At 40.4% G+C, this 26118-nt stretch carries 27 protein-coding genes; 9 read left to right on the top strand and 18 right to left on the bottom strand.

What is annotated here, in order from left to right:
- Positions 1-59: 59 nt before the first annotated feature.
- Together A6E06_RS16290 and mutY are read right to left on the bottom strand one after the other, a co-directional pair.
- Positions 60-332: an oxidative damage protection protein gene (locus tag A6E06_RS16290; RefSeq protein ID WP_065594060.1), complete on the bottom strand. Its 273-nt coding sequence runs from the start codon at positions 330-332 to the stop codon at positions 60-62.
- A gap of 2 nt (positions 333-334) precedes the next feature.
- Entirely contained in the window at positions 335-1387 is a 1053-nt protein-coding gene (gene mutY, locus A6E06_RS16295; RefSeq protein WP_065594059.1) for an A/G-specific adenine glycosylase, read from the bottom strand.
- A gap of 215 nt (positions 1388-1602) precedes the next feature.
- Between mutY and trmB the strand changes: the two genes are divergently transcribed.
- Entirely contained in the window at positions 1603-2319 is a 717-nt protein-coding gene (gene trmB / locus A6E06_RS16300; protein ID WP_065594058.1) for a tRNA (guanosine(46)-N7)-methyltransferase TrmB, read from the top strand.
- A gap of 118 nt (positions 2320-2437) precedes the next feature.
- A complete protein-coding gene (gene glsB / locus A6E06_RS16305; RefSeq protein ID WP_065594057.1) occupies positions 2438-3358 on the top strand; it encodes a glutaminase B in 921 nt (306 codons plus the stop codon).
- A 78-nt stretch (positions 3359-3436) separates the two neighbouring features.
- Here the strand turns inward: glsB and hemW are convergent, their stop codons facing one another.
- From hemW to A6E06_RS16340, 7 genes are all read right to left on the bottom strand, one after another.
- Positions 3437-4597, bottom strand: coding sequence for a radical SAM family heme chaperone HemW (gene hemW, locus A6E06_RS16310; RefSeq protein WP_065594056.1), 1161 nt, complete (start codon positions 4595-4597; stop codon positions 3437-3439).
- A gap of 3 nt (positions 4598-4600) precedes the next feature.
- Positions 4601-5197 (bottom strand): XTP/dITP diphosphatase, encoded by a 597-nt coding sequence (locus A6E06_RS16315; protein WP_065594055.1) that lies wholly within the window; start codon positions 5195-5197, stop codon positions 4601-4603.
- 10 nt (positions 5198-5207) lie between these two features.
- On the bottom strand, positions 5208-5639 hold the full coding sequence (locus A6E06_RS16320; RefSeq protein ID WP_065594054.1) for a DUF4426 domain-containing protein: 432 nt from the start codon (positions 5637-5639) through the stop codon (positions 5208-5210).
- 61 nt (positions 5640-5700) lie between these two features.
- Positions 5701-5994: a DUF167 family protein YggU gene (yggU, locus tag A6E06_RS16325; protein ID WP_065594250.1), complete on the bottom strand. Its 294-nt coding sequence runs from the start codon at positions 5992-5994 to the stop codon at positions 5701-5703.
- A 7-nt stretch (positions 5995-6001) separates the two neighbouring features.
- Positions 6002-6556 (bottom strand): YggT family protein, encoded by a 555-nt coding sequence (locus A6E06_RS16330; RefSeq protein ID WP_065594053.1) that lies wholly within the window; start codon positions 6554-6556, stop codon positions 6002-6004.
- A 62-nt stretch (positions 6557-6618) separates the two neighbouring features.
- Positions 6619-7437, bottom strand: coding sequence for a pyrroline-5-carboxylate reductase (gene proC, locus A6E06_RS16335; protein WP_065594052.1), 819 nt, complete (start codon positions 7435-7437; stop codon positions 6619-6621).
- 92 nt (positions 7438-7529) lie between these two features.
- Entirely contained in the window at positions 7530-8225 is a 696-nt protein-coding gene (locus tag A6E06_RS16340) for a YggS family pyridoxal phosphate-dependent enzyme (RefSeq protein ID WP_065594051.1), read from the bottom strand.
- Positions 8226-8248: 23 nt separating this feature from the next.
- On the opposite strand from A6E06_RS16340, the gene A6E06_RS16345 reads away from it, so the two are divergent.
- Together A6E06_RS16345 and A6E06_RS16350 are read left to right on the top strand one after the other, a co-directional pair.
- Positions 8249-9286 (top strand): type IV pilus twitching motility protein PilT, encoded by a 1038-nt coding sequence (locus tag A6E06_RS16345; RefSeq protein WP_065594050.1) that lies wholly within the window; start codon positions 8249-8251, stop codon positions 9284-9286.
- A gap of 2 nt (positions 9287-9288) precedes the next feature.
- A complete protein-coding gene (locus tag A6E06_RS16350) occupies positions 9289-10395 on the top strand; it encodes a PilT/PilU family type 4a pilus ATPase (RefSeq protein WP_065594049.1) in 1107 nt (368 codons plus the stop codon).
- 156 nt (positions 10396-10551) lie between these two features.
- Here A6E06_RS16350 and ruvX read toward each other — a convergent pair whose 3' ends face one another.
- From ruvX to metK, 7 genes are all read right to left on the bottom strand, one after another.
- Positions 10552-10977 (bottom strand): Holliday junction resolvase RuvX, encoded by a 426-nt coding sequence (gene ruvX / locus A6E06_RS16355; protein WP_060992489.1) that lies wholly within the window; start codon positions 10975-10977, stop codon positions 10552-10554.
- Positions 10974-11537 (bottom strand): YqgE/AlgH family protein, encoded by a 564-nt coding sequence (locus tag A6E06_RS16360; protein WP_065594048.1) that lies wholly within the window; start codon positions 11535-11537, stop codon positions 10974-10976. Before A6E06_RS16360 ends, ruvX begins: the two co-directional genes overlap by 4 nt.
- Positions 11538-11605: 68 nt before the next feature.
- A complete protein-coding gene (gshB, locus tag A6E06_RS16365) occupies positions 11606-12553 on the bottom strand; it encodes a glutathione synthase (protein WP_065594047.1) in 948 nt (315 codons plus the stop codon).
- 13 nt (positions 12554-12566) lie between these two features.
- Positions 12567-13298, bottom strand: a complete 732-nt coding sequence (rsmE, locus tag A6E06_RS16370; RefSeq protein ID WP_065594046.1) for a 16S rRNA (uracil(1498)-N(3))-methyltransferase — start codon at positions 13296-13298, stop codon at positions 12567-12569.
- A gap of 82 nt (positions 13299-13380) precedes the next feature.
- Positions 13381-14085: an endonuclease gene (locus tag A6E06_RS16375; protein ID WP_065594045.1), complete on the bottom strand. Its 705-nt coding sequence runs from the start codon at positions 14083-14085 to the stop codon at positions 13381-13383.
- Positions 14086-14198: 113 nt separating this feature from the next.
- The gene (locus A6E06_RS16380) at positions 14199-14693 is read right to left on the bottom strand and encodes a SprT family zinc-dependent metalloprotease (RefSeq protein WP_065594044.1); all 495 of its coding nucleotides are present in this window, start codon (positions 14691-14693) and stop codon (positions 14199-14201) included.
- A 114-nt stretch (positions 14694-14807) separates the two neighbouring features.
- Positions 14808-15962 (bottom strand): methionine adenosyltransferase, encoded by a 1155-nt coding sequence (gene metK, locus A6E06_RS16385; protein WP_065594043.1) that lies wholly within the window; start codon positions 15960-15962, stop codon positions 14808-14810.
- A gap of 386 nt (positions 15963-16348) precedes the next feature.
- On the opposite strand from metK, the gene tkt reads away from it, so the two are divergent.
- The 4 genes from tkt (at position 16349) to fbaA (ending at position 22067) form a co-directional block, all read left to right on the top strand.
- Positions 16349-18346: a transketolase gene (tkt, locus tag A6E06_RS16390; RefSeq protein ID WP_065594042.1), complete on the top strand. Its 1998-nt coding sequence runs from the start codon at positions 16349-16351 to the stop codon at positions 18344-18346.
- 139 nt (positions 18347-18485) lie between these two features.
- Entirely contained in the window at positions 18486-19505 is a 1020-nt protein-coding gene (gene epd / locus A6E06_RS16395; protein ID WP_065594041.1) for an erythrose-4-phosphate dehydrogenase, read from the top strand.
- A gap of 166 nt (positions 19506-19671) precedes the next feature.
- On the top strand, positions 19672-20835 hold the full coding sequence (locus A6E06_RS16400) for a phosphoglycerate kinase (RefSeq protein ID WP_065594040.1): 1164 nt from the start codon (positions 19672-19674) through the stop codon (positions 20833-20835).
- A 155-nt stretch (positions 20836-20990) separates the two neighbouring features.
- Complete coding sequence (gene fbaA / locus A6E06_RS16405) at positions 20991-22067, top strand: class II fructose-bisphosphate aldolase (protein WP_065594039.1); 1077 nt, start codon at positions 20991-20993, stop codon at positions 22065-22067.
- A gap of 370 nt (positions 22068-22437) precedes the next feature.
- Here the strand turns inward: fbaA and srmB are convergent, their stop codons facing one another.
- The gene (gene srmB / locus A6E06_RS16410) at positions 22438-23685 is read right to left on the bottom strand and encodes an ATP-dependent RNA helicase SrmB (RefSeq protein WP_065594038.1); all 1248 of its coding nucleotides are present in this window, start codon (positions 23683-23685) and stop codon (positions 22438-22440) included.
- 87 nt (positions 23686-23772) lie between these two features.
- Complete coding sequence (locus A6E06_RS16415; protein ID WP_065594037.1) at positions 23773-24477, bottom strand: tRNA1(Val) (adenine(37)-N6)-methyltransferase; 705 nt, start codon at positions 24475-24477, stop codon at positions 23773-23775.
- Positions 24478-24764: 287 nt separating this feature from the next.
- Between A6E06_RS16415 and brnQ the strand changes: the two genes are divergently transcribed.
- Positions 24765-26078 (top strand): branched-chain amino acid transport system II carrier protein, encoded by a 1314-nt coding sequence (gene brnQ / locus A6E06_RS16420; protein ID WP_065594036.1) that lies wholly within the window; start codon positions 24765-24767, stop codon positions 26076-26078.
- Positions 26079-26118 lie beyond the last annotated feature (40 nt).

Here is a 26118-nt window from a genome sequence, read left to right on the forward strand (position 1 = left end):
CGCTAGAACTAAAAGATAAAAATAAAGCAGCCATTAGACTGCTTTCATATAAATATTAATTATTCACTTGGCGGAGTGTAACCATCAATGATGACTTCTTTACCATCAAATAAGAATCCTTCCATTTCTGTTTCCAGTAATTTACGGTGCTCTGGGTCCATCATGTTCAGTTTCTTTTCATTGATAAGCATTGTTTGCTTGTGTTGCCATTGGCTCCACGCTTCTTTAGATATGTTATCAAAAATGCGTTTACCTAGTTCCCCAGGATAAAGTTGAAAATCTAGGCCATCGGCTTCTTTATTTAAAAGAACGCAAAATACAGTGCGACTCATGGTTATTCTCCATTAGAAATTTCATACGGAAGGGCGTCTAACAGTTTTTGAACTGGAGCCGCTAATCCTACCGTCATTGGTTGAGATAAGTTATACCAAACTCCACGCGTTCCTTCCATCACCATATCAGGTTTCTTGTTCAGAGTGATAAGTACAGGAGTGATATCTAAGTGGTAATGGCTAAAAGTATGGCGAAAAGCAATTAATTGTTGGCTTAATTTAACGTCCATACCATAGTGATCTGATAAATCATTTAAGGTATTTTTTGGCTGTTCAGGAAAGCAATATAAACCTCCCCAAATTCCCGTTTGTGGTCGTTGCTCTAGTAATACTTCACCATCGTGATAGTAGATAGCAAACCATGCATCTTTGGTCGGTTTTTCTTTTTTAGGTTTTTTAGTTGGGAAGTCTAATTGGCGATCTTGCGCTTTGGCTTGGCAAAGATCATTCACAGGACAAAGCTCACATTTAGGTTTAGAGCGAGTGCATACTATCGCCCCCATATCCATCATGGCTTGATTGTAGCGTTCAACGCCTAACTCTGGTGTATGTTCTTCTGCTATTTCCCACATGGTATTTTCGACAGATTTCTTCCCTGACCATCCTTCAATAGCAAAGCAGCGAGAAAGCGTACGTTTTACATTACCATCTAAAATAGGATGTCGTTGTTTTAATGATAATGACAACACCGCCCCTGCCGTAGAGCGTCCTATTCCGGGAAGTGCGATGACCTCATCAATGCTTTCTGGGAATTTACCGTTATATTGCTCAGCGATGATTTGCGCTGTTTTATGTAAATTACGAGCGCGAGCGTAATAACCAAGTCCAGTCCATAAATGTAATACTTCATCTTGTTCGGCATTAGCCAACTCAATCACAGTCGGAAAGCGAGCCATGAAGCGTTCGAAGTAGGGAATAACGGTAGTTACTTGAGTTTGTTGAAGCATGATTTCGGATAACCATACTTTATAAGGTGTTTTTTCTAATTGCCAAGGTAACGTCTTACGGCCGTAATTATCGTACCATTTTAAAATGGCTTGAGAGAAAGATGTCATGACATGCTCAATTGCTTTTTATAATGGTATGGATTGCACCACACTGTAATGAATTTGTACACCCGATAGAAAATAGGGGTATTGGTCGTATAAGATAAATAGCATATTGGACGAGTTTATGACGAAAACGAAAGATAATACTTGAACACTGGGCTAAACTTTGGATAATGCCGGATCCACAATCCTTGTTCAGAGAATAACCAGGTTATCCAATCATGACTGAAGTGACTAAAAATGACTTTACCGAAGAAGGTAAAATCGTTCGTAAAATTCGCAGCTTTGTTCGCCGCGAAGGACGTTTAACGAAAGGCCAAGAAGGCGCGATTACTGAGTGCTGGCCTACCATGGGCATCGATTTTGTTGAGCAAATGCTTGATTGGAACGAGGTGTTTGGTAACAACAACCCTGTCGTTTTAGAAATCGGTTTTGGTATGGGTGCATCTTTGGTTGAGATGGCGCAAAAAGCACCAGAACTTAATTTCCTTGGTATTGAAGTTCATCGTCCAGGTGTTGGTGCATGTCTTGCTGCTGCAAAAGAAGCGGGCGTAACTAACTTACGTGTAATGTGCCACGATGCAGTTGAAGTATTTGAATCTATGATCCCAGATTCGTCTGTAAATACGTTACAACTTTTCTTTCCAGACCCGTGGCATAAAGCACGTCATCATAAGCGTCGTATCGTTAAGGCTGAATTTGCTGAAATGATCCGCCCTAAGTTAAATGCTGAGGGTGTTTTCCATATGGCAACTGACTGGGAAAACTACGCAGAACATATGATAGAAGTAATGAACGCGGCACCAGGTTACGAGAATGTCGCAACTGATGGCGATTATATTCCTCGTCCAGATGAGCGTCCATTAACTAAATTTGAAGCTCGTGGTCACCGTTTAGGCCATGGCGTATGGGATATTAAATTCCGTCGTAACGCTTAATCTACGGATTTACCATACAGTATGACAGCGCACCATAAGTGCTGCATCGCTTTTACCAATCTAAAGCCAACCTTTGTGTTGGCTTTTTTGTCCTTGCGCTCAACAGGAAGTCGACATAATGAAGCCAACAAAACAGATATTAGATGATATTTTGAATGAAGTTCGTCCTCTTATCGGACACGGAAAAGTTGCGGACTATATTCCAGCGCTTGCTTGTGTTCCAAATGATAAATTAGGCATTGCGGTATATACCAATGATGGTGAGATGATCACATCAGGAGATGCAAACGAACGTTTCTCAATTCAATCAATATCTAAAGCGTTGAGCTTAACCTTAGCGATGGAGCTATACCAACCGGAAGAATTATGGCAAAGAGTTGGAAAAGAACCGTCAGGGCAGGCGTTTAACTCTTTGATTCAGTTGGAGATGGAGCAAGGTGTACCTCGTAATCCGTTCATTAATGCGGGTGCGATTGTAGTTGCCGATATGTTGTTTAGTCGTTTTTCTGCACCAAAGCATAGATTATTAGAATTTGTCCGTAAACTCTCGGGTAATGAACATATTATCTATGATCGTGTCGTTGCTAATTCAGAAATGGATCATAGTGATCGAAATGCATCAATTGCCTATTTAATGCGATCATTTGGTAATTTCGATAATGAAGTAATGCCAGTATTAAAGAATTATTTTCATGCCTGCGCCTTAAATATGAGTTGTGTTGATTTAGCAAGAACGTTTGGTTATTTAGCCAATAAAGGTATTCAACCTGAGACGAATGAGTTCATCGTAACGCCAATGCAGAGTAAACAAATTAATGCATTAATGGCCACTTGTGGCTTATATGATGGCGCCGGAGAGTTTGCTTATCGTGTTGGTATGCCGGGTAAATCAGGCGTTGGCGGTGGTATCATTGCTATTGTTCCTGGTGAAATGACGATTGCAGTGTGGTCGCCAGAGTTGGATCAATCGGGTAACTCACTAGCAGGAACGCAAGCGTTAGAATTGCTTTCAGAGCGTATTGGACGTTCGATATTTTAAGATAGAAAGAGCAGTAAATTACGTGTTTACTGCTCTTATAGTTTTTAGCGCGAAGCGATATAGTCTCTAGTTAAGAGATTAATCCTCATCACTCACAAACGCTTCCAGCAAATCATTCAAAAACAACTTGCCGTGCTCAGTGATCTGCCAATGCGTTTCGGTTTCATTGAGATATTTTTTCTCTTTCGCCCAATCAATCGTCTCTTGAATTGACTCAAATCCTAACCCAGTTTTATCAATAAAGTCTTGTTTAGGACAGGCTTCTAACAGACGAAAACGGTTCATAAAGAACTCAAAAGGTCTATCGTGATCCGCAACCTCTTGTTCGTCAATTAAGTAAGGTTTCATTAAATCTAAGAAGCCGCGTGGGTGCTTGATTTTAGTGGTTCGAATAATGCGACCATCAGCAAAACTCAGTTTGCCATGAGCCCCACAACCAATCCCTAAATAATCCCCAAAGCGCCAGTAATTCAAGTTATGTCGGCATTGATAACCGACTTTACTGTAGCCTGAAATCTCATATTGAACATAACCGGCATCAGCAAGAATTTGGTGGCCTTGTTCAAAAATATCCCATAAATCATCGTCATCTGGCAAGGTTGGTGGCTTATAGTAAAACACCGTATTTGGTTCAATAGTCAGCTGATACCACGATAAATGTGGAGGGCTAAGCGCTATCGCTTGTTTTAAATCGGATAACGCATCATCAATACTTTGGTTCGGTAGGCCATGCATTAAATCAAGATTAAAACTGTTTAATCCGGCTTCATGAGCAAGGCGAGCAGCGCGAATCGCTTCATCTTTACCGTGAATACGTCCCAGCTTTTCCAATTTTTCTTGCTGGAAGCTTTGCACGCCAATAGAGATGCGGTTAACCCCCGCTTCACGGTATTCAATGAATCGACCTGCCTCTACGGTTCCAGGATTCGCTTCCATCGTGATTTCAATGTCATCAGCAAAGGGTAAGCGTTTTTCAACTTCGATCAGTAAGCGTTTAATTTCAGGAGCAGTAATTAAGCTTGGTGTACCACCACCAATAAAAATAGAGTGCAGCTTACGTGATTCGTTTTGCATATCATAACGTGCAAGATCGGTATCAAGATCGTCAATTAACGCCGAAATGTATTGTGCTTCAGGGATTGTCGTTTTCAAAGCATGAGAATTGAAATCGCAATATGGGCATTTTTGAATACACCATGGAATATGAATGTATAAGCTAAGTGGTGGTGGAACTAGCATCAATTATTGACCTTCTTTTAATGCTGAAAACAGTTTCTTAAGCGCTTGTCCACGGTGAGAAAGCTGTTTTTTACGAGCCGGCTCAAGTTCTGCAGAAGAGCAATTGTCTTCACTAACCCAGAAGATAGGATCGTAACCAAAGCCATTCTCCCCTTGTTGTTCAGTGGTAATGTGACCTTCCCATGAACCGTGGCAAATTAAAGGCGTAGGATCGTTCTCATGCTTCATTAGAACTAAAACACAATGAAAACGTGCAGTGCGTTTTTCTGTTGGAATACCGTCCATTGCCGCTAACATCTTATCGATGTTCTTTTGGTCGGTAGCACCTTCACCTGAGTAGCGTGCAGAGTAAACACCTGGTGCACCATTTAATGCATCCACTTCTAAACCTGAGTCATCTGCAATCGCAGGTAATCCTGTTTCTTTTGCTGCGTGACGCGCTTTAATAATGGCATTCTCAATGAAGGTTGTGCCTGTTTCTGCTACGTCAGAGACGTTGAACTCACTTTGTGCCACAACATCAAACCCAAAGTCAGATAAAACATCTGCCATTTCACGAACTTTACCTTGATTGCCTGTTGCTAATACGATTTTGCTCATAATGATTCTCTTACTCTTCTACGTAGAACTTTTGATTGAATTTTAATTTGCCTGCGCCTTTGGTATCAGCGGATACATCAATATCGAAACGGAAGGTTTCTTCGCTAGTGATTGGCAACTCAGCAATGTAATAAATAGCGTTTTGTTCCTTAATTTCACGGAAGGTTAACGTTTTCATTTGGCCAAGTAAATTTTTAGCGGTACCTGTTACTTTTGCCGCGATTGCTGGCTTTCCTGCTTGAGAGGTGTCTAAGACGCTAATATTAATTAATGCATTGTAACCAGAGCGCTTTAATTGATAAGCGCGCGCTACTTTTGGGGTAAGAAAGGTTGAGTTAAACGCAGAGTAATGCACCTCGACATTTTTTATTTGTACAAATTGTCCTGCAAAAGTGGGTAAGCTAAAAAGAAATAGGGACAAAAGTAAGGTTATTTTTTTCATAACGATCCTCATATAAAAAGATTTCCATATAAAAAAGCCGAGGGTTAACTCGGCACTAGTATTATTTTGATGGTAACAGCTGCTTAATTGCTTCTGGAATAATGTCTGGTGAATGAATTCGAACTTGCTTGTGACGATTCAGTTCTCCTTTTTCTACCGTAATTTTTCCTTTAGCAACTTTAAACAGTTTGGAGAAGTACTTAATTAAATGTGCGTTCGCCTTTCCATCAACAGGAGGAGCGGTAATCGCTATTTTGAGCTCTTCACCATGTATTCCTACAATTTGATCTCGACTGGCTTTAGGTTGTAAATACAGTCGTAAGATCAAATCATCGTTATCGTACCTAATCGGCATAACAGGATTACAAGCTATACCAAAGAGGACCAATTAGATCGCCCATCAAGAAATTAGCAAATTGAAGCACAATGAACAGCACTAATACGCTTAAGTCTAGTCCACCCATTTGAGGAAGGATTTTACGAATAGGAGCAAGCATTGGTTCTGTTAATTGGTGCATAACATACTCAATTGGACTGCGGCCTTGGCTCACCCAACTTAGGATTGCACGTACTAATAAGATCCAGAACAGTAAACCACCAACGGCTTTTGCTAGGGCAATTAAACCAATAAGTAAGAACTCAGGGCCAAATGTAATACCGCCAGCGACAACCATTTGAAGCGCAACAAATTTAACGACACATAGAACATAAGCAAATAATACGGTTGCTAAGTCTAGGCTGCCAATTGACGGAACAATACGACGTAAAGGAGAGACGATTGGTTGCGTTGCTTTTACGATAAATTGTGAAAATGGATTATAAAAATCAGCACGTGCGACTTGTAACCAAATTCGTAGGATCACGACCATGATGTATAAATCAAAAACGGTCGAGATTAAAAAGCTCATTGCATTCATAGTTTATTAACCTTAAAAATCATTGGTTTTGTAAATAGAGTAATTGAGTAGAGAAGGGTATCTTAAAATAACGATTCCATCTCTTCTGCACGAGAGACTGCGGCTTGCATAGCTTTAGCGACAATATCTTGCAGGTTGTGTTCATTAAACGTGCGTAGTGCTTCTGCGGTAGTACCACCTTTTGAAGTAACTTGCTCACGCAGTGTTGATAGTTCTGTTTCAGGGTTTGCAACCACCATTTCAGCAGCACCAAGAGCCGCTTGTTGTACTAATAGGCGAGCTGTATCTGCATCAAAACCTTGTTTAATTGCTTCTGTTTGCATCGCTTCCATAAATAAGAAGAAATACGCTGGAGCGCTTCCTGCTGCCGCAATAACAGAATTAATACCTGATTCTTTCTCAACCCAACAGACTTCACCTACCGCTGAAAGTAAGTTACCCGCATAGGTTTTGTCTTGTTCTGAGGTATGTTCTACCGCAAACAGACCACTCATGCCTTTACCCACTAATGCAGGTGTATTTGGCATGACTCGAACTAGATTTAATGTTGTTGCAAACATTTCGTTTAAACGCTGTGCTGAAATACCTGCCGCAATAGAAATGACTAATTTATCCGAGAAATCGACCGTTTGCAGAGGCTCTGCAGCACTGGCCATCATTTGTGGTTTTACCGCAAGAACAACGACATCTGCATGTTGAGTTGCAATAAGATTGTCAGTGCTGGTATTGATGCCATAACAGGTTTTCAAATGCTCAAGTTTCTCAGTACTTGGATTTGTTGCCGTGATCTTTTCTTTTGGATAACCACTGCTAATTAAACCCGCGATAATAGAGCGAGTCATGTTGCCCGCACCAATAAAAGCAATATTGCGATGTTCCATTCGTCTTCCTTACTTTATACCTATCATTCTATAGAGATTGGTATCATTCGAGTTGAGGTTTTTTTATTTTTACAATCTCTGGCACTAAAATCTTAGCCTCTAGTACCAAAAATAGCAGTGCCAATTCGAACCATTGTTGAGCCAGCTTCAATTGCAGCATCCATATCACCGCTCATTCCCATTGATAGGGTATCCACTTGAGGATATTGTGCGCGTAATTGATTTTGAATGGAAGCAAGTTGTGTAAATGCAGCCAGTTGTTCATCGTAATTAGAGACATTCGCAGGGATCGACATTAATCCGCGTAATGTTAGATTTGGCATGGCATTAATTGCTGCTGCAAGTTCCATTACTTCGTCGCTTGTCGTCCCAGATTTACTTTCTTCTGAACTAATATTGACCTGAATAAGAACATTTAGTTCGCCAAGTTCTTTTGGGCGCTGTTCATTTAATCGCTGTGCAATTTTTAGACGCTCAACAGAGTGAACCCAATTAAAATGTTCCGCTATTGGACGAGTTTTATTAGATTGAATAGGACCAATAAAATGCCATTCTAATGGTGTGTCAGAATGGTTTTTTTGGAAGTATTGAACCTTTTCAATGCCTTCTTGAACGTAGTTTTCACCAAAAGCACGCTGACCAGTTTCTATCGCTTGTTCGAGTAACTCGATAGGTTTGGTTTTGCTTACTGCTAACAATTGCACTGAATTTTGGCGTCGACCACATTTTTGAATGCTATTCTCTATCTGAAGAGTGATCTGGTGGATATTTTGCTTAATACTAGTCATAGAAACGATTACCGAGGAAAATTATGGACATCACAGAACTACTGGACTTTAGTGTAAAACAAAATGCATCAGATCTACACCTATCTGCAGGAGTTCCTCCTATGGTACGTGTTGATGGAGAAGTTCGTAAACTAACATTACCTGATTTTACACACGCAGAAGTTCACCGTTTAGTGAGTGACATTATGAATGATGCTCAGCGTAATGAATTTGAAGAAAAGCTAGAAGTCGATTTTTCATTTGAATTACCTAACGTTGGGCGTTTTCGTGTCAATGCATTTAACCAATCGAGAGGTTGTGCTGCGGTATTCAGAACGATCCCGGTAGAAATTCCATCGTTAGAGCGACTGGACGCTCCCGATATTTTTACGACGCTTTCAAATTACCAAAAAGGATTGGTATTAATTACCGGCCCTACAGGGTCAGGTAAATCAACAACCCTTGCAGCAATGGTTGATTACATCAATGAAAATCACAATAAGCATATATTAACGATTGAAGATCCGATTGAATTTGTTCATAAAAATAAAAAATGTTTGATTAACCAACGTGAAGTTCATCGTGATACTCACAGTTTTAACGCCGCTTTACGTTCTGCATTACGTGAAGATCCTGATGTTATTTTGGTTGGAGAATTACGAGACCAAGAAACGATTAGCCTTGCACTAACAGCGGCTGAAACTGGGCACTTAGTTTTTGGTACTTTGCATACCAGTTCGGCAGCAAAAACTATCGACCGTATTATTGATGTATTTCCTGGCAGTGATAAATCCATGGTCCGTTCTATGTTATCAGAGTCATTAAGAGCAGTAGTTGCTCAAACATTAATAAAACGCATTGGTGGTGGTCGTGTCGCATGTCATGAAGTGATGATAGCAACCCCTGCGATTCGCAATTTAATTCGTGAAGATAAAGTCGCTCAAATGTATTCAATTATTCAAACCGGATCATCTTTTGGTATGCAGACAATGGAGCAGAACGCGAAAAAAATAATTGCCCAAGGCTTAGTTGATCCTGATGAAGTTGCAAAAAAAGTTGAAATAACAAGCATGGGGTTTTAATTATGATGTTGGATGAATTACTGCATCAAATGGTTCAGCAAAAAGCATCAGATATTTATTTAACCGTGGATGCTCCCTGTTTATTACGAGTAGATGGTGAACTTAGAGCGATTGGCCATAAGCAAACTAACGACTCAGTTTCTGCTTTACTTGCAGAAATGATGGATGATGATCGTCAAACTGAATTTAACCAAACATTAGAAGCCAATTTTGCCATTGTAAAGAATGAAGGGCGATTTCGCGTAAGTGCGTTTTGGCAACGTGAACAACCAGGTGCGGTAATTCGTCGAATTGAAACAACAATACCATCGATGGAATCTTTGTATTTACCTGAGGTTATGAAGACGTTAGCGGTTGCTAAACGAGGTTTAGTTCTTGTTGTTGGGGCTACGGGTTCTGGTAAATCGACAACAATGGCAGCCATGACAGGGTATCGTAATGCACATAAAACAGGTCATATATTAACGGTGGAAGACCCGATTGAGTTTGTTCATCCACACAATAAATGTATCGTTACTCAGCGTGAGGTTGGGTTAGATACAGAAAGCTATGAAACGGCTTTGAAAAACTCGTTACGACAAGCGCCAGATATGATTTTGATTGGTGAGATCCGTAGTCGAGAAACAATGGAATACGCAATGACTTTTGCGGAAACGGGTCACCTTTGTATGGCGACGCTTCATGCTAATAATGCTAACCAAGCATTAGAACGTATTCTTCATTTAGTGCCTAAAGATAATAAAGAACAGTTCTTATTCGATCTATCAGCTAACCTTAAAGGAATTATTGCTCAACAATTAATTCCTGATGTTAATGGCAATGGGCGTCATGGTGTTTTTGAGGTGTTATTAAATACCCCGAGGATTTCTGACTTAATTCGTCGAGGCGATCTCCACGAATTAAAAGCAACCATGACTAAATCACGAGAATCTGGGATGCAGACATTTGATCAATGTTTATTTGATTTGATAGTAGCAGATAAGATTTCAGTCGATGAGGGACTACACAGTGCGGATTCTGCTAATGATTTAAGATTGATGCTGAAGACGAAGCGTGGTGATTCATTTACGACATCGAAGTTTGATAATGTATCTATTTCGTTAGACTAAAAGCGACACGCTTCGCTAACTAGAACGCTACGCTCTAGAAACGATAAGAGCAGTAATACCTAAAATTATTACTGCTCTTAATATCTGTTTTTGATCTTATAGGAGCGAAGCGTTCTAGTTTCTAGTTTCTAGTTTCTAGTTTCTAGTTTCTAGTTCCTAGCTCCATTGACTCTCAAACCAGCTTTCTAAAATAACCACCGCTGACTGACAATCAATATTGCCTTTCGATAACGCTTTATAGCCACCAAACTCAAATAAATCAGCACGAGCTTCTGCTGTTGATAAGCGTTCGTCGTGAAGCTCCACTTGATTACCAAAACGGCCATGTAGACGATTAGCAAATTTCTTTGCTTTTGGCGTGATGGTTTCTAATTCTTTACCATGAAGATCAGTTGGTAGGCCAACAACGATTAAATCGGGTTGCCATTCTTTAATTTGTTTTTCAATATCATCCCAGTTAGGGGTGCCATCTTGAGCTTTAAATGCTTTTAATGGACTTGCAGTACCTGTGATTTCTTGGCCAATGGCAGAGCCAATACTTTTGGTGCCAAAATCAAATGCCATGATGGTACGTGAACTCATGCGTGTCCAACCTCGCTGGATAAATTTGCAGGATTAATACCTAATATTTCAATCGCTTTTCGCCAACGATCGGGGATAGGGGTATCAAAAATAACTGAAGGATCTGCCTCTAGAGTTAACCACGTATTCTCAGATAGCTCTTTTTCTAGTTGACCAGCGTCCCATCCTGAATAACCAAGAGCAACCACATATTTATGAGGTTGAGATTCAGTACCTAATGTCGCTAAGATATCTTTTGATGTCGTAACGTATAATTCATTGGTGACACGTATACTTGATGTATAAATATCTTTTTCAGAGTGAAGAACAAAACCGCGGTCGTCAGAAACCGGCCCACCATTAAGCACTGGCTGAGTTAACGTATGTGGAAACACAATAGGAGATGGATTATCTAGTTTTATTTGATCTAGCATACCTTTCAATGAAATAGGAACGGTTTCATTAATACGTAGGCCCATGGTTCCTTCGGAATCATGTTCACAAATATAGATGACACTTCGTTGAAAGAAAGGGTCTTTCATATTAGGCATTGCGACTAAAAAATGGTTTTTTAAATCCACAGAGCCTCCTAAATAATTCAATTATTATTAAAGGGAGCTATGCACTCCCTTTATATTGCCTAGTTCAATTAAGCGTTAATTCGGCGCTCTATAGCGTCCATTAACTTGCCTGTAATTGAAATATCAAATGCAGCTTCGATTTCTTTGATACAAGTAGGGCTCGTAACATTGATCTCAGTTAGTTTGTCACCAATAACATCAAGGCCAACAAAAATTAAGCCTTTTTCTTTTAACGTTGGTGCAACGGCATTCGCAATTGCCCAATCAGTTTCACTCAGTGGACGAGCCTCACCAGTACCACCTGCCGCTAAGTTACCGCGTGTTTCCCCTTTTGCAGGAATACGAGCTAAGCAATAAGGCATTGGCTCACCATCAACAACAAGAATACGCTTATCACCATTACTAATATCAGGAACAAATGTTTGCGCCATGCAGTAGTTTTGCTCGTGGTTAGTTAACGTCTCGATGATAACCGACACGTTTGGATCGCCTGCTTTCACACGGAAAATAGAGGCGCCACCCATGCCATCAAGAGGTTTAAGGATGATGTCACCATGCTCCTCACGGAACGCTTTGATCTTTTCTGATTTACGAGTAACTAGCGTTGTTGGTGTTAATTCAGGGAACCAAGCCGTAAACAGTTTTTCGTTACAATCACGTAGGCTTTGTGGTTTATTTACAATTAAAGCACCTTGAATTTCTGCGCGTTCAAGAATGTAGGTCGCGTAGATGTATTCAGTATCAAACGGAGGATCTTTGCGCATTAATACCGCGTCAAGATCAGCAAGGTCGATAGTTTGCTCTGATTTGAATTCATACCAACCGGTAGGATCTTCTTTCAGTTCAACGATTTTGGTATCAGCGACTGCTTTACCTTGGTCTAGGTGTAGGTCGGCCATTTCCATGTAATGGATTTCCCAGCCACGCTTCTGAGCTTCAAGCATCATGGCAAAGCTAGAGTCTTTCTTGATGTTAATGGATGAGATAGGATCCATTACGATACCGAGTTTGATCATTGTGTTTCTCCAGTTAACCAAGATCGCCAAAACGAACTTGTAAGGCTGTAATTGCGGTAAGCGCTGCGGTTTCTGTTCTTAGAACTCGAGGACCAAGCAACGTTTCTTCAAATTGATATTGCTCTGTCATGTTAATTTCATCAGACGATAAACCGCCTTCAGGGCCGATTAACAAGCGTACATTAGTGACAGGTTCCGGTAATGTATTGATAGAGTATTTTGCTCTTGGATGAAGATTTAGCTTTAATCCTTCATACTCTTCGGCACACCATTCTTCTAACGACATAATTGGACGAATTTCAGGAACGATATTTCGGCCAGATTGCTCACATGCTGCAATCGCAATTTTTTGCCATTGGTCGAGTTTCTTTTCAAATCGTTCTTTGTTTAATTTGACACCACAACGTTCAGAAATCAAAGGGGTAATAACATTAACACCTAATTCGACTGATTTTTGAATGGTGAATTCCATTTTATCACCACGAGAAACCACTTGGCCTAAGTGTAAATTTAATGGCGATTCGCTGCTGCGTTCAACACGCTCGCTGATCTCAACTTCGACACTCTTCTTTGACGAAGTGGTAATTAATGCTGGAAATTCAGCACCACTACCATCAAATAACAATACTGATTCGCCTTCTTTCATTCGCATAACGCGGCCAACATGGTTGGCGGCATCGTCACTTAAATTAACTTTTCCTTGTGAAGGAAGCAGTTCTGGATGATGGATTCTTGGTATTCTCATGGTCTACTTTTCTTTAACTATCTTACATTTAAGGATGGAGGTTAAAATGTGCTTTTTCAACCTCTATTTAGCTGAATCTAATTTATTTAACACACGCTTTATAGACAAACTGATTATGGTTACCTTGAATTTTTGCAATACGCTTGTCTCTTTCGCATTCCCAAGCGGAAACAGGGTATTGTTTATTCCACGCTTCCATTAATTGGCGCTGTGCTTTAGATAAATTAAAGCGATACTCTTTATTCATATACATATAAGTACGGGCAATCGCACCTCGTGATTGCGCTGGTGGCTCAGCAACGCGACCTTTAAAATCGACTTTAAAGCTACATTGACCATAATTAGCCCCTTTACTGCCATTCCATTGTGAAAAACGAAAGTTAGAACGGTCGCCATTTACTTCACCAATGGCAGGGACAAGGTTATGTAGATCCGCTTCCATTGATTTGAATTGTTTGTCGTTTTTGGTGCAATTTTTACGACCACCATTTTGCCAACATTGACGCTGGTGCCCAAACTGCCAGGCAGGTACTACGTGTTCCCATTCAATACGGCTGGCTCGTTTTTCTTGTTTACGAACTTGGTAGCCACAGCTTTCTAGATCAGGAATGCCTTTCTTTTTATTTTTCCAAGTGATGTCACACCCACAATAAAAAGAGGTTGGGTGATCAAGATAGATTTTTACAGCTTCTTTTTTTGCTTTTGAGAATGAAGAAGGAGGCGCAGCGAAAACATGGAAAGTGATACTAAAAATAAAGGTGGCAATAGCTAAGCGAATTAATCTCATAAGAGGCTCTACTGATTATTGTATTAATGCAGTAAGAGTAGCCTATTGTTAATTCGCATTATAGATAATTCAATAAACAGAATGGGAAATCTGATTACTTTTGAATTTTATGTCTACGAAGCTTGGCGCTTAGATAATTTTAGTGGTGATTGGCATGCTTTACAAAGGTATTGTGTTTCTTTGCGCTGAACTCTGTTGTGACGACGCACTGTCAGTTCATGCTGTGAGCATTTACAACGATATGGAAAGGTTTGCCCTTTAACTGATTCAATATTAAAACGGTGTGTTGTGCGTGCAGGTAAATTGAATACTTGATTCATTATCCCTTGCCATTCCTTACCATGAGGTCGTACTCGGCCATGTAATCTGAATGCGATTAGATGGGCAATTTCATGAGGGATCACTTCATTGATAAAAGTGTACTCATTTTCTTCTAGCAGGATAGGGTTAATTCGTACTTCCCAGCCTTGTAGACGGGCAGTACCGGCAATTTTCCCACGTTGAGTAAAGTTAATTGCGGGTAGAGAAAATGGACGATTAAAAAAAGTGGATGCTTGTTGAATACACTGCTGCGCTTTGGCTACGGATGCTTGTTGAAGTGGGGTCATTAAATCTCTTTATCTGAATATCAAATTAACGCTTTAACTATAAAGAGTATATGGGGTTAGAAAACAAAAAAGGAAGCCGAAGCTTCCTTTTTAAAAGAGTTTTTAAGTCTTGAATTACTTAATGCCAGCGAAATCACGAAGGATTTCTGCTTTATCTGTCGCTTCCCAAGGGAATTCTTCACGACCGAAGTGACCGTATGCTGCCGTCTTCTTGTAGATAGGCTGAAGAAGGTTAAGCATTTCTTGTAGGCCGTATGGACGTAGGTCAAAGTGCTGACGAACCGCTTCAATGATGATGTCGTGAGATACTTTTTCAGTACCAAACGTTTCAACCATGATTGATGTTGGATCAGCAACACCGATAGCGTAAGAAAGTTGGATTTCACAACGATCAGCCATGCCAGCTGCCACGATATTTTTCGCTACGTAACGTGCTGCGTATGCTGCTGAACGGTCAACTTTTGATGGATCTTTACCAGAAAATGCACCGCCACCGTGACGAGCTGCGCCGCCGTAAGTATCTACGATGATTTTACGACCAGTCAGGCCACAGTCACCCATTGGGCCACCGATAACAAAACGACCTGTTGGGTTAATAAAGAATTTAGTTTCTTTACTTAGCCATTCAGCAGGCAATACTGGTTTGATAATTTCTTCCATTACTGCTTCACGTAGATCGGCTGTTGTTACAGAATCGCTGTGTTGAGTTGAAAGTACAACCGCATCAATACCAACAATTTTACCTTGGTCGTATTGGAACGTTACTTGAGATTTTGCATCTGGACGTAAGAAGTCCAGCTTGCCGCTCTTACGTACTTCCGCTTGCTTTTTAACAAGTAGGTGAGAGTAAGTAATTGGTGCAGGCATTAAAATTGGTGTTTCGTTCGTTGCGTAACCAAACATGATACCTTGGTCACCAGCGCCTTGATCTCTTGGATCGGCTTTATCAACACCTTGGTTGATGTCTGGAGATTGCTTACCAATTGTGTTTAATACTGCACAAGAGTTAGCATCAAAGCCCATATCTGAATGAACATAACCAATTTCACGAACGGTTTCACGAGTAATTTCTTCGATATCTACCCATGCTGAAGTTGTTACTTCACCACCGACCATAACCATGCCAGTTTTTACGTACGTTTCACAAGCAACACGAGCTTTTGGATCTTGCTCTAGGATTGCATCAAGTACGGCATCTGAAATCTGGTCGGCAATTTTATCTGGATGACCTTCTGATACTGACTCAGAGGTAAATAGGTGCTTAGCCATTAAAGGAGCTCCAATTTTATAAATAATAAGTTCTAAAAATACCCACAATCTATATAAGTCTATACGTATAACAGTGTAGGTGTTTTTCCATCTAGACGGCTATAATAGAGAAAAACTGATTAATTACAACCCATTTCAACGAATGATATGAATATAAGACATAACCAATCGTTTGCGTTTAACAATCAGATTTATCTATAGAAATCTGATTTTCTTTCAAAATAGTGAAAAAAAGCACTTTATTTCCTAAGTAATCGTTTGCAGTGCAGATAAGGCTTTGCGACAATACGGCGCTGCAAATTTAAGTTAATCCATAAATATGGGTAACTAATCAAGAGTTAACTAGCTCAATAAATATATAGTCCTTCGAATTTTCAGGAGCAGGCATGTCTTCACGTAAACATTTAGCAAATGCAATCCGCGCTTTAAGCATGGACGGTGTACAACAAGCAAATTCTGGTCACCCAGGTGCACCAATGGGCATGGCAGACATCGCTGAAGTATTATGGCGTAGTCACCTAAATCACAACCCACAAAATCCAGAGTGGGCTGATCGCGACCGTTTCATTCTTTCGAATGGTCACGGTTCAATGCTGATTTATTCTCTGCTTCATCTTTCAGGTTACGACCTGTCTATCGAAGACTTAAAGAACTTCCGTCAATTGCATTCTAAAACTCCAGGTCACCCTGAGTACGGTTATGCACCGGGCATCGAAACAACAACTGGCCCATTAGGCCAAGGTATTACTAACGGTGTTGGTATGGCGATGGCTGAAAAAGCATTAGCTGCACAATTTAACCGTGAAGGTCATGATATCGTTGATCACAACACATACGTGTTCATGGGCGATGGTTGTTTAATGGAAGGTATTTCTCATGAAGCGTGTTCTTTAGCGGGTACATTAGGTCTTGGTAAGCTGGTTGCTTTCTGGGATGACAACGGTATCTCTATTGATGGTCATGTTGAAGGTTGGTTCTCTGACGATACGCCTAAACGTTTTGAAGCGTACGGTTGGCATGTAATCCCTGCTGTAGATGGTCACGATGCAGATGCAATCAATGCAGCGATTGAAGCAGCTAAAGCTGAAACGGGCCGTCCAACGCTTATTTGTACTAAGACAGTAATTGGTTTTGGTTCTCCAAATAAGCAAGGCACGCATGATTGTCACGGTGCTCCACTAGGTGCTGATGAGATTGTTGCGACTAAAGCGAAACTTGGTTGGGAATTTGGTCCTTTTGAGATCCCTACTGATGTATACGCTGAATGGAATGCAAAAGAAGCGGGCACAGCAAAAGAAGCGTCTTGGAATGCTAAATTTGATGCCTACGCTGCTGCACACCCAGAATTGGCTGCTGAATATAAGCGTCGTGTAAACGGTGACTTACCTGCTGAGTGGGAAGAAAAAGCCTCTGCAATCATTGCTGATCTTCAAGCGAACCCTGCAAATATCGCATCACGTAAAGCCTCTCAAAATGCACTAGAAGCATTTGGTGCTATGCTACCTGAATTCATGGGCGGCTCTGCTGACCTTGCACCGTCTAACTTGACGATGTGGTCTGGTTCTAAGTCATTAACTGCAGATGATTTCTCTGGCAACTACATTCATTACGGTGTACGTGAATTTGCGATGACAGCAATCATGAACGGTATCGCTCTGCACGGTGGTTTCGTACCATACGGCGCAACGTTCCTAATGTTCATGGAATACGCACGTAACGCAATGCGTATGGCTGCACTGATGAAAATTCAGAACATCCAAGTGTACACTCACGATTCAATCGGTCTAGGTGAAGATGGTCCAACTCACCAACCTGTTGAGCAAATTGCGTCACTACGTTTAACTCCGAACATGAGCACATGGCGTCCATGTGACCAAGTTGAGTCTGCTGTTTCTTGGAAACTAGCGATTGAACGTCGTGATGGTCCATCAGCACTTATCTTCTCTCGTCAAAATCTTGCACAACAAGATCGTGATGCTGAGCAAGTGGCTAACATCGCAAAGGGTGGCTACATCCTGAAAGATTGTGAAGGCCAACCTGAGCTTATCCTTATAGCGACGGGTTCTGAAGTAGAACTAGCGGTTGAAGCTGCGGCTCAATTGACGGCTGAAGGTAAATCAGTACGTGTTGTTTCAATGCCATCAACAGATGCATTTGATAAGCAAGATGAAGCGTACCGTGAAGCGGTTTTACCATCATCGGTAACTAAGCGTATCGCTGTTGAAGCCGGTATTGCTGACTTCTGGTACAAGTACGTTGGTTTCGGTGGCAAGATCATCGGTATGACAACGTTTGGTGAATCAGCGCCTGCTGACGAGCTATTCAAAATGTTTGGTTTCACTACTGAAAATGTAGTAAACACAGCAAAAGAGCTTTTAGCTTAATCAAAAGTCATTCGCTTAATAAAAGTGAGTAACTGAATAAAAAGCGAAGTTATCGAAAGGTGGCTTCGCTTTTTTGATCCTTTAAGAAAAAAGCGAAAAGAGTACAATAGGCGACAAATAAATCTGAGTGAATGGAATTATGTTAAGAGTGGCGATAAATGGATTTGGTCGAATTGGTCGTAGTGTTCTTCGTGCTTTATATGAAAGCGGAAAACGTGATCAAATAGAAATTGTGGCTGTGAATGAATTATCACAACCTGAAGGGATGGCACACCTTTTTCAGTACGATTCAACTCATGGACGCTTCCAACATAAAGTGACTCATGATCAGGAATATCTTTATATCGACTTACCTGATGGCTCTCAAGATCGAATTCGTATTGTGCATCAAGCGAATATTTCCCTTTTGCCATGGCAATCATTGCAAGTAGATTTAGTCCTGGATTGTACAGGTGTTTATGGGTCTAAAGCGGATGGCGAGAGACACATTGATGCGGGCGCTAAAAAAGTGTTGTTTTCACATCCAGGAAGCGCAGACTTAGATAACACTATTATTTACGGTGTTAATCATGACACATTGCTTCCAGAGCATAGAGTTGTCTCTAATGGATCTTGCACTACCAACTGTATTATTCCTGTCATTAAAGCCATTGATGATGCGTTTGGCATTGATTCGGGTACGATTACGACAATTCACTCAGCGATGAATGATCAACCTGTTATTGATGCATACCATTCTGATTTACGACGTACACGAGCGGCAAGCCAATCTATTATTCCGGTTGATACCAAATTGCATAAAGGTATTGAACGAATTTTCCCGAAATTTTCTAACAAATTTGAAGCGATTTCCGTGAGAGTGCCGACGGTAAACGTCACTGCGATGGATTTAAGTGTAACAATTAATACAAATGTGAAAGTTAATGACATAAATCAAACCATTGTTAATGCATCTCGGTGTACATTACATAACATTGTTGACTATACTGAAGCGCCGCTTGTTTCTATCGATTTTAATCATGATCCCCACAGTGCGATTGTCGATGGCTCACAAACAAGAGTAAGTAATGGGCACTTAGTTAAAATGCTGGTTTGGTGTGATAACGAATGGGGATTCGCTAATCGAATGCTAGATACCGCATTAGTTATGAGAAAATAAAAGCGTCATTCAAGAAATTTGTGATGGAAAGAGAAAAAAGATTAATTATCACCTTGAAAAAAGTGAACTCCATCCCTATTTACTGAATAATGCAGTAAGAATTTAATCGGTTTGGCAATGATGCCGAACTTGAAAACTTTTTATTATTTAATTGAGAGGACAAAAAATGTCTGTAATCAAGATGACTGACCTGGAACTTGCAGGTAAACGCGTATTTATCCGTGCTGACCTAAACGTACCAGTTAAAGATGGTAAAGTAACTTCTGATGCTCGTATCCTAGCATCTCTACCAACGATCAAGCTTTGCTTGGAAGCTGGCGCTAAAGTAATGGTTACTTCTCACCTAGGTCGTCCAACGGAAGGCGAATACAACGAAGAGTTCTCTCTAGCTCCTGTAGTTAACTACTTAAATGACGCGCTAGATTGTGACGTTAAACTAGCTAAAGATTACCTAGATGGTCTTGAATTAAACGCTGGTGAGTTAGTTGTTCTTGAAAACGTTCGCTTTAACAAAGGCGAGAAGAAGAACGAAGAAGAGCTTTCTAAGAAATACGCAGCATTATGTGACATCTTCGTGATGGACGCATTTGGTACTGCTCACCGTGCTCAAGCATCAACTCACGGTGTTGGCATGAACGCTCCTGTAGCGTGTGCTGGTCCTCTTCTAGCTGCTGAACTTGAAGCACTAGGTAAAGCAATGGACAATCCTGCTCGTCCACTTGTTGCAATCGTTGGTGGTTCTAAAGTATCAACTAAGCTAACGGTTCTTGAGTCTTTATCTAAAATCGCTGACCAACTTGTTGTTGGTGGTGGTATCGCGAACACATTCATCGCAGCTCAAGGTCACAACGTAGGTAAGTCTTTATACGAAGCTGACCTAGTTGAAACGGCTAAAAAACTGATGGTAGAGTGTGCAATTCCTGTTGCTACTGACGTTGCGTGTGCAAAAGCATTTGATGAAAACGCTGAAGCTGAAATCAAAAACGTTGCAGACGTTCAAGATGACGACATGATCTTTGACCTTGGTCCAGATTCTACTGCAGTACTTGCAGACATCATCAAGAATGCGAAAACAATTCTTTGGAATGGCCCTGTTGGCGTATTTGAATTCAAAAACTTTGAAGCGGGTACTGCTGGTATTTCTAAAGCAATCGCTGATTCTGAAGGTTTCTCTGTAGCAGGTGGCGGTGATACGCTAGCGGCTATCGATAAATTCGGTATCAAAGCTGACGTTTCTTACATCTCTACTGGTGGTGGTGCATTCCTTGAGTTCGTTGAAGGTAAAGTACTTCCTGCAGTAGCTATGCTTGAAGAGCGTGCTAAAGCATAATTATTTGAAAAGCGGGAATCTAAACATTCCCGTTTTTTACGTTTGTTGATGACAATTTTTATTGATACAATAAGAAAAGTTGTGAGCAAACGTTTGCAAAAATTTGAACGTAAGTTTTTTAATTTTAAAACGATAGAATAAATAGGACTATTTCCATGTCTAAGATCTTCGATTTTGTAAAACCTGGTGTTATTTCTGGCGACGACGTACAGAAAGTATTTGCAGTAGCAAAAGAAAACAAATTTGCTCTTCCTGCGGTAAACGTAGTGAATACTGATACTATCAATGCTGTTCTTGAAGCTGCTTCTAAAGCTAAAGCGCCAGTTGTTGTTCAGTTCTCTAACGGCGGTGCTGGTTTCTTCGCTGGTAAAGGCGTTCAACTTGAAGGTCAAGGTGCACAAATCCTTGGCGCTGTAGCTGGTGCAAAATACGTTCACGCAGTTGCTGAATCTTACGGTGTTCCAGTTATTCTTCATACTGACCATGCTGCTAAGAAACTTCTTCCTTGGATCGACGGACTACTAGACGCAGGTGAAGTATTCTTCGCTGAAACTGGTAAGCCTTTATTCTCTTCACACATGCTAGACCTTTCTGAAGAGTCTCTAGAAGAGAACATCGAAACTTGTGCTAAGTACCTAGAGCGCATGGCTAAAATGAACATGACAATCGAGATTGAACTTGGTTGTACTGGTGGTGAAGAAGACGGCGTTGATAACTCTGATATGGACGCATCTGAGCTTTACACTTCTCCTGAAGATGTTGCATACGCATACGAGAAACTAACGGCTATCAGCCCACGTTTCACTATCGCGGCATCTTTCGGTAACGTACACGGTGTTTACCAAGCAGGTAACGTTGTTCTTACTCCAACGATCCTACGTGATTCTCAAGCTTACTGTGCTGAGAAATTTGGTATCGCATCTGACGCACTTAACTTCGTATTCCACGGTGGTTCTGGTTCTTCTGAAGCAGAAATCCAAGAGTCTATCGGTTACGGCGTTATCAAAATGAACATCGATACTGATACTCAGTGGGCTTCATGGGATGGCGTTCGTGCATACGAAGCTGAAAACCGTGATTTCCTACAAGGTCAAATCGGTAACCCAACTGGCGAATCTGCGCCTAACAAGAAGTACTACGATCCACGCGTTTGGTTACGTGCAGGTCAAGCTTCAATGGTTGCACGTCTTGAAAAAGCATTTGCTGACCTTAACGCAATCGACGTACTATAATTTTTATTATAGACCGCTCGAATTGAGTTAATCAAAAACCCGCTGATGGCGGGTTTTTTTATGTCTGTAATCAGGGAAGAGCAGGGTTCAGATCGGTCGCAAGCTCCCTTAAAGGGTTCAGGGGTGTTTGTGGTAAGTGTTATGATTTCTTAGTGAGTTTCTATGTGAGTAGATAATCTAATTTAAAGGGTCGGTGTCATGATAATTTAGGCGCAGTATCTATTTTCTACAGAAACATAGCGCGTACTTCTGAATTCTTTAAGCGAAGCGATCTGAACTCTTTATTTTTAAAATAAAAAAGCAGCCTGTAAATACAGGCTGCTTTTATTGTTTTAGATCGTAGCGTTATAGCTAGCGAAGCGTATAGAAATTACTTTTTCTTTTTCTTCTTTGGTGCGTTTTTCTTCGCTAAAGCCGCTTTTTTCTTCGCGTTCTTTTTCTGCTTATTCTTAAATACCGCTTTTTTATGTTGTGGTTTTAATCCTTCAACAAAGCGCTCTTTAATGATCTCATCTTCTTCTTTAACGTAGCGACCAACGCGTTCCATCATATTTTGGTCATGCGCTTCAATCAAAGAAACCGCATTACCTTTCTTACCTGCGCGAGCAGTACGGCCGATACGGTGTAAATACACATCAGCGGTACGAGGCATATCAAAGTTAATTACATGGCTTACATCAGGTAAATCGATACCACGAGCAGCAACATCCGTTGCTATCAATACGTTAACTTTGCCATCACGGAAACGAGTGATTGCGTTATTTCGGCTTTCTTGAGGCATTTCACCTTGTAACCAAGCACATGAAATCTTAGCTGTTTCTAAGTGACCACGAAGTTCAGCAAGACGTTCACGCGTTTTTACAAACACAATCGCGCGCTCAGTTTGGTTCGTTAGAATACTTTTCAGTAGTTCTATTTTATGCGGCAAGCTATCTGCACGATGATACCACTGAGTGATTTTTTTACGTTCACGGCGAGATGGCTCTGCGATGATTTTTGCTGGTTCGTTTAATAGATCAGCAGTAAAACCATCAACACCACGACCTTCTAATGTTGCAGAGAACAAGAAGGTTTGTTTACGCCAACGGCATTCTTTTGAAAGACGGTCAACAACAGGACCAAAGCCCATATCCAACATACGGTCAGCTTCATCAAGGATCAGTGTTTCAATAGCACGACAATCAAAGCGTTCAGCTTCGATGTATTCCATTAAACGTCCTGGAGTTGCTACAACGATATCTTGAGTTCTTGCAAGAATATCAGCGTGTTCTTGATAGCTGATACCACCGGTAATGGTGAATACTTTATGGTGAGTATATTTTGCTAACTCACGAGCTTCATCAGCGACTTGAATAGCAAGTTCACGTGTCGGAGTCAGGATTAATACGCGAGCAGGACCTGGATCACGACGTGGGAAATCGTCAAGATGCTGTAAAGCCGGTAATAAGAAAGCGGCAGATTTACCAGTACCAGTTGGAGCAGAAGCAAGGATATCTTTACCTTCTAATGCTTCAGGGATAGCCATAGCCTGAACTTGAGTTGGACGTTGATAACCAATCTCCTCAAGAGCGCGCAGTAGGTTAGGGGATAGATCGAGATCAGCAAACGTTTTGATCACTGTTGGATTCTCCGTTCAGGTCTAAAGAGTATAAATATGATGTTAGCCAGACATTATAATGATTTATTAGAGATGGATCCCGATCTTTTAATCCATATTGAGATAAAAACATCTAGTTAGGTTAATAAAGGCATCACTATAACTATTTTTGTTATGAATTATTAATGTAGTCTCTTGATAAACATAAGGAAAAAGAGATAGCTCTATTAGTAAGCGAGAAACGGATTTTTTTTCTGTTGTTTTTATTTTAGTTAGCTTAGTTAGCTTAAAATCGTGATTTTTAGCTATTTCAATAAATTTTTCGCCTTCAATGAGCGGAAGAATGAAACTGGCACGCCCCTGTGAAGAAAGTAATTTTTTGCATTGTGCTAGTAAATCAACAAATGGCAAGGCGTCAGTATGACGAGCAACAGAGCGCTCCCCCTTCTGTGATTGCTCTCCACTATTAAAATAAGGAGGGTTACAAATGATGGAATCGTATTTTTTTTGTGGAGAAAAAGAGAGAATATCTTGATGGAATAAGGTTATTTGTTTTGTCCATATACTATTTTGGAAGTTTGTTTGAGCGACCTCTACCGCAACAGGCATTAATTCAACCGCATCAATTTGACTTAATGGCTCTCTTTGAGCACACATCAAGCTTAATAATCCAGTTCCACAACCGATATCTAAGATCGATAGGCTGTTATTTATCGTTGCCCACGCACCTAATAAAACACCGTCAGTGCTTACTGGCATACCGCATTGCCCAATATCGATACGAAATTGTTTGAAAGTGAAACTTTTATTCATAATTAGCTCAATATGAGTGTGGTTGTTAGTGTTGTAATTTATATGTTAAATAGTGTGATATTCTATTTTTGATATTTTGTTGAATCTTTGAATGCTAATTGATCACTCTTTTATAAAACTAATTAATAGTGAATAACACTGCTTATTGGCTTTTTAGCAATTTGATTATGGTGTTTTTCTCTAGACTATTGCGAATTATTGATAATTTGTTCATTATTCTGACATAAATATCGAAAAAGATATAAAACACAACATTAAATACACACAACATTATACAAGGGTTTCCTATGAAACAGTCATTAAAACTCGCCGATATCATCGCCGTTGGCTTTATGCTTTTTGCCTTCTTTTTAGGCGCGGGTAATATCATCTTCCCACCAATTGCTGGTCAAATGGCTGGTGAACATGTTTTCAGCGCGATGAGTGGATTTTTAATTACAGCCGTTGGTTTACCACTATTTACGATTATTGCTATTGGTGTGTCTGGTGGTTCTTGGCATCATCTTACTCGCGATTTACCACCTAAAGTTGCAATGATAATGGCGATCTTAATGTTCGTTATTATTGGTCCGGCTTTTGCCGCGCCACGTACAGGATTGGTTGCCTATGAAATGGCGGCAAAACCTTTCCTTGGAGCTGATGCGGGTCAACTTTCTCTAACATTATTTTCAATCGCATTCTTTTCAATCGCAATGTTCTTTGCATGGTCTCAAGGTAAACTTATCGATACGATTGGTAAGTTCTTAACACCTGCATTATTTATTGGTTTAATTGTGTTAGCTATTGCTGTGTTTGTTAACCCTCAAGGTGAGATTGTTGCAGCAACAGGAAACTACATTGATAGCCCTTTAACTACGGGATTCTTTGAAGGCTATAACACCATGGATACCTTTGGTGCATTAATGTTTGGTATTTTGATCATTGATGCGTTAAAGAGCAAAGGAATTACTGAACACAAAGCAACAACTAAGTATTTAACTATTGCTGGTTTAATTGCCGCATCGGGCTTGGCATTTGTTTATATTTCACTATTTTATTTGGGAGCAACCTCAAGTGCAGTAGCGGGTGGCGCAGATAATGGTGGGGTTATTTTAACGGCTTACACACATGCATTATTTGGTTCTTCTGGCCAAATTGTACTTTCTATTATTGTTTTGATTGCTTGTTTAACAACAGCTATTGGTTTGATTTCAGCATGTGCAGATTACTTTAGCTCAATTTGTAAAGTAACGTATAAAACATGGGTTATTATTGTTGGTGTGGCATGTGCAGTGGTAGCTAATGTTGGTTTAAGCCAGTTAATTACATTGTCTGTACCTGTATTGTTCTTACTTTACCCGATTGCTATTGCTCTGGTTGTATTAGCTTTTGTGCGTAAGTTTATGCCAAATCCTCGCCTTGCTTATCAAGTTGTCATTTTAGTGGCTACGCTTTTTGCAATATTAGACGCTGCAAAAGTAGCGGGTGCGGATATGTCTGTATTCTCTATGTTACCAATGTTTGATCATGGTATGGCTTGGGTTATCCCAACGTTTGCATCGATGATTATAGTTCGTTTTGTTGGTAAGAAAGAAGACGAATTAGTAACTAAGAATGCATAATTCTAGAGACTAGAGACTAGAGACTAGAGACTATAAGAGC

This window comes from Aliivibrio sp. 1S175, from assembly GCF_001690985.1.
In the GTDB taxonomy this organism is placed as follows: domain Bacteria; phylum Pseudomonadota; class Gammaproteobacteria; order Enterobacterales; family Vibrionaceae; genus Aliivibrio.

Excerpts from the sequence above, each read along its gene's own strand:
- yggU (WP_065594250.1), bottom strand. The coding sequence starts at position 5,994 with ATGCCGATTAGGTACGATAACGATGATTTGATCTTACGACTGTATTTA.
- A6E06_RS16380 (WP_065594044.1), bottom strand. The coding sequence starts at position 14,693 with ATGACCCCACTTCAACAAGCATCCGTAGCCAAAGCGCAGCAGTGTATT.
- A6E06_RS16330 (WP_065594053.1), bottom strand. The coding sequence starts at position 6,556 with ATGAATGCAATGAGCTTTTTAATCTCGACCGTTTTTGATTTATACATC.
- ruvX (WP_060992489.1), bottom strand. The coding sequence starts at position 10,977 with ATGAGTTCACGTACCATCATGGCATTTGATTTTGGCACCAAAAGTATT.
- glsB (WP_065594057.1), top strand. The coding sequence starts at position 2,438 with ATGAAGCCAACAAAACAGATATTAGATGATATTTTGAATGAAGTTCGT.
- mutY (WP_065594059.1), bottom strand. The coding sequence starts at position 1,387 with ATGACATCTTTCTCTCAAGCCATTTTAAAATGGTACGATAATTACGGC.
- A6E06_RS16375 (WP_065594045.1), bottom strand. The coding sequence starts at position 14,085 with ATGAGATTAATTCGCTTAGCTATTGCCACCTTTATTTTTAGTATCACT.
- hemW (WP_065594056.1), bottom strand. The coding sequence starts at position 4,597 with ATGCTAGTTCCACCACCACTTAGCTTATACATTCATATTCCATGGTGT.
- A6E06_RS16350 (WP_065594049.1), top strand. The coding sequence starts at position 9,289 with ATGATGTTGGATGAATTACTGCATCAAATGGTTCAGCAAAAAGCATCA.
- A6E06_RS16340 (WP_065594051.1), bottom strand. The coding sequence starts at position 8,225 with ATGACTAGTATTAAGCAAAATATCCACCAGATCACTCTTCAGATAGAG.
- metK (WP_065594043.1), bottom strand. The coding sequence starts at position 15,962 with ATGGCTAAGCACCTATTTACCTCTGAGTCAGTATCAGAAGGTCATCCA.
- A6E06_RS16400 (WP_065594040.1), top strand. The coding sequence starts at position 19,672 with ATGTCTGTAATCAAGATGACTGACCTGGAACTTGCAGGTAAACGCGTA.
- A6E06_RS16415 (WP_065594037.1), bottom strand. The coding sequence starts at position 24,477 with ATGAATAAAAGTTTCACTTTCAAACAATTTCGTATCGATATTGGGCAA.
- trmB (WP_065594058.1), top strand. The coding sequence starts at position 1,603 with ATGACTGAAGTGACTAAAAATGACTTTACCGAAGAAGGTAAAATCGTT.
- rsmE (WP_065594046.1), bottom strand. The coding sequence starts at position 13,298 with ATGAGAATACCAAGAATCCATCATCCAGAACTGCTTCCTTCACAAGGA.
- brnQ (WP_065594036.1), top strand. The coding sequence starts at position 24,765 with ATGAAACAGTCATTAAAACTCGCCGATATCATCGCCGTTGGCTTTATG.
- tkt (WP_065594042.1), top strand. The coding sequence starts at position 16,349 with ATGTCTTCACGTAAACATTTAGCAAATGCAATCCGCGCTTTAAGCATG.
- A6E06_RS16315 (WP_065594055.1), bottom strand. The coding sequence starts at position 5,197 with ATGAGCAAAATCGTATTAGCAACAGGCAATCAAGGTAAAGTTCGTGAA.
- A6E06_RS16290 (WP_065594060.1), bottom strand. The coding sequence starts at position 332 with ATGAGTCGCACTGTATTTTGCGTTCTTTTAAATAAAGAAGCCGATGGC.
- fbaA (WP_065594039.1), top strand. The coding sequence starts at position 20,991 with ATGTCTAAGATCTTCGATTTTGTAAAACCTGGTGTTATTTCTGGCGAC.
- A6E06_RS16320 (WP_065594054.1), bottom strand. The coding sequence starts at position 5,639 with ATGAAAAAAATAACCTTACTTTTGTCCCTATTTCTTTTTAGCTTACCC.
- gshB (WP_065594047.1), bottom strand. The coding sequence starts at position 12,553 with ATGATCAAACTCGGTATCGTAATGGATCCTATCTCATCCATTAACATC.
- epd (WP_065594041.1), top strand. The coding sequence starts at position 18,486 with ATGTTAAGAGTGGCGATAAATGGATTTGGTCGAATTGGTCGTAGTGTT.
- proC (WP_065594052.1), bottom strand. The coding sequence starts at position 7,437 with ATGGAACATCGCAATATTGCTTTTATTGGTGCGGGCAACATGACTCGC.
- A6E06_RS16345 (WP_065594050.1), top strand. The coding sequence starts at position 8,249 with ATGGACATCACAGAACTACTGGACTTTAGTGTAAAACAAAATGCATCA.